Genomic DNA, 2976 nt, shown 5'->3' on the forward strand with positions numbered 1-2976 from the left:
CCGCCCTCCCGCCGCGCGCCGTCGAACGCCGGCGCCAGCCCCAGGTGATCGAGCAGCCGCGCGAATTCGCCGAGCCGCTGCCGCATGTACGCGGGCACGTCGACCGCCGCGTAGTCGTGGAAGCCCGCGCCCGTGCGCACGCCGTCGCGCCCGGCTTCCATGTTGCGCACGACGCTCGCGGCCGGCGCGAAGCGCGGGCCGATCTCGCCGGCCAGGTACCGCGACGCGTAGTACAGGATGTCGCAGCCGCCCCAGTCGATGAATTCGAGCAGCCCGAGCACCGCGAAGCGCGGGCCGAAACCGGTGCGGATCGCCGTGTCGATGTCCGCCGCGCTCGCGACGCCCTCCTCGACCATCCGCGCGGCTTCGTTCATCGCGAGCGCCTGGATGCGCGGCACGATATAACCGGGCGCCGGCCCGCAGATCACCGGCTTCTTGCCGACACGTTCGAGCAACGCGGCAAGCGACTCGACGACGGCCGGATCGGTCGCATCGCTGCGGCTGATCTCGACGAGCGGCATCAGCAGCGCGGGATTCAGCCAGTGCGCGTTCAGCATCCGCGCCGGATGCGCGACGTGGCGCTGCAGCTCGGTGACGACGAACGTCGACGTCGTCGACGCGATCGTTGCATGTGCACCGACATGCGCGCCGAGCCAGCGCAGCGCGTCGGCCTTCGCATCGAGCACTTCGGGCAACGCCTCGAACACGATGCCGGCCTGTCGCACCGCATCGGCCGCACCGTCCCGGGCGACGAGCGCGATGCGCGCGACCACGGTTTCGGCCTGTGCGGCGTCGATGCGGCCGAGCGCGACCTGCGCGTGCAGCGGCCTCTCGATCTCGTCGCGCGTGCGTGCCTCGAAGGCGCGCCATCCGGCCGCGTCGCGCGGCTTGAAGTCGACCAGCGTCACGTCGAGCCCCGCGAACGCGAACACGAGCGCGATCCCCTGCCCCATGCGCCCCGCGCCGAGCACGTGGACGCGCGTCACATCGGCGCCCGCCTTCATGCCGCGTACCCCGCGTCGAGCAGCGCGCGCATCGCGTCCTTCGACAGCGCGGCGAGCCCGAGCCGCTCCAGCGTGCGGCCTTCCGCATACAGGTCGCGCACCGCGACCGCGCTCGCAATGCTCAGCAGCCCCTGCGCGACAGGCGTCGGCACACCGGCCCGGCGCCCGCACGACACGATGAACGACAGCCCGAGCCGGGTGTCTTCGAGCATGTAGCGATGCGTGCGCAGATCGATCTTCTCGCGCCAGTCGCCGCTATCGGTCAGCTTGCCGTGCGCGCCGCGCCCGTACATCCATTCGTCGCCGTCGGTCGCGTAGTGATCGGCGAGCGGGAAATGCGGCGCCGGGTAACCGAGCGCTTCGCGCACCGCGATGCGTTCGGCGTCGAGCGCGTTCGTCACGCGGCGGATCGACGGCTGCGTGCCTTCGTTGTGGATGTCCCATGCGTAGAAGTGTTCGAGCGGCCCGGCGTTCATCAGGATCAGCGGCGGATGGATCACGGGGCCCGCGTTCATCAACGCGCCGGACAACGCGTCCTCGACCGGTTCGACCGACGGATAACCCGCGCGCAGCACGTCGAACGCCCAGCCGGCCGCATTCGCCGGAAATACGCCGGTCGGCAGCCGCGTCGCGTACGCGCTGATCACGACGTCGTTGTCGCCGTGCCTGCGCACGAGATACGGCAGCGTGCCCGTCTCGGCGAAGGCGACGCGCGAACGGTTGCCTGCATCGGCCGCCGCCCGCGCGAACACGATGCTGCCGAACGTGCCGGGCGGCAGGAACACGACCTGGCCGTCCTCCAGCAGCGGCGCGACCTGCGCGGCGAGCGCGTCGTGCGAGGTGGCCGGCAGCGGCACCACGACGAGCCGCGCGCCGCGCAGCGCGGCCGCGAGATCGTCGGTCAGGCGGATCGCGCCGGGCGCGTCGCCGAGCGGCACCCTCCGTTTGCCGCGATAGTCGGTCACGTTCAGCACGCCAAGCTCGCGCAGCCGCGCGTGCGGCTCGCGGTCGCGCCGCCACCACGTCACGTCGTGGCCCTTCTCGAACAGGTCGATGGCCGCCGCATGGCAGCCGTGGCCGCCGCCCAGAACACATACCTTCATCGTCTTCTCCCGGTGAATGAGTGCTTCCGAGACTACGCGTCCGCCCCTGCCGCGTCGCTTCAAAACGCGCAACGGCACGCCCGTTCGCGCAACGCAATCGGGGCGGCACGCACGAAACCGCGCCCCTGCATCCGATACGAGGTCCGTGAATGGATATCGCCCTTTCCCGCCATGCGCCGAACCGGCTCGGCACGCTGCACGCCCCCGACGAAGTCGAACGCGCGGTCGCGCACCGGCTCGGGCCGCACCGGATGGCCGCGCGCGGCCGCGATCCGTTTCATGCGGAGCTGTACGAAGTGCCGCTGCATCACGGCGCGCTGCTCGAACTCTGCTACGGCCGCGAAACGCGCATCGATTTCGGCGACGATGCCGGTCACTTCCTGTTCAGGCTGACGCTCGCCGGCGCCTGCGAACTGCAGGCCGGCAGCGTCGTCGCGCGCGCCGGCCCGGGCGAGCTGACCGTATCGTCGCCCGCGCTCGCCAGCCGCCTGAGCACGAGCCCCGATTGCCGCAACCTCGTGCTGCGGCTCGAACGCGGCGCGCTCGAACGCAAGCTGCAGCACATGCTGCGGGCAACGCTCACGCGGCCGTTGCAGTTCGATCTCGCGGCCGGCGGCACCGGCACGGGCGCCGCGCTCGTGCTGCCGACCTTCGAATACCTGTGCAAGCTCGGCGCACAACCGCGCATCGGCACGGCCTCGCCCCTCTTCGGCGCCGATCTCACCGCGTGGCTGATGTCGCTGCTGCTCACGCACCTGCCGCACTCGTACAGCGACGCGCTCGCGCGCGGCACGCCGCCGTTGCCGGCGCACGTGCGCCGCGCGTGCGATCACGTCGACGCGCACCTCGGCGAGCCGCTTGCGCTCGCC

Annotated in this window: 3 protein-coding genes; 1 reads left to right on the plus strand and 2 read right to left on the minus strand. The window is 71.7% G+C overall.

Annotated features, from left to right (window positions below):
* Together DPV74_RS40435 and DPV74_RS40440 are read right to left on the minus strand one after the other, a co-directional pair.
* Nucleotides 1-1004: 3-hydroxybutyryl-CoA dehydrogenase (locus tag DPV74_RS40435; protein WP_119339219.1), on the minus strand; the 1004-nt coding region annotated here is incomplete at its 3' end.
* Entirely contained in the window at nt 1001-2107 is a 1107-nt protein-coding gene (locus DPV74_RS40440; RefSeq protein WP_119339220.1) for an NAD/NADP-dependent octopine/nopaline dehydrogenase family protein, read from the minus strand. The genes DPV74_RS40440 and DPV74_RS40435, both read right to left, overlap by 4 nt.
* 149 nt (nt 2108-2256) lie before the next feature.
* On the opposite strand from DPV74_RS40440, the gene DPV74_RS40445 reads away from it, so the two are divergent.
* Nucleotides 2257-2976, plus strand: a 720-nt coding sequence (locus DPV74_RS40445; protein WP_119339221.1) for an AraC family transcriptional regulator, incomplete at its 3' end; no start/stop codon positions are given.

Source organism: Burkholderia sp. HAN2018, assembly GCF_024704855.1.
Lineage (GTDB): Bacteria > Pseudomonadota > Gammaproteobacteria > Burkholderiales > Burkholderiaceae > Burkholderia > Burkholderia cepacia.

Coding starts and splice junctions, on each gene's coding strand:
- DPV74_RS40440 (WP_119339220.1), bottom strand. CDS start 2,107: ATGAAGGTATGTGTTCTGGGCGGCGGCCACGGCTGCCATGCGGCGGCC.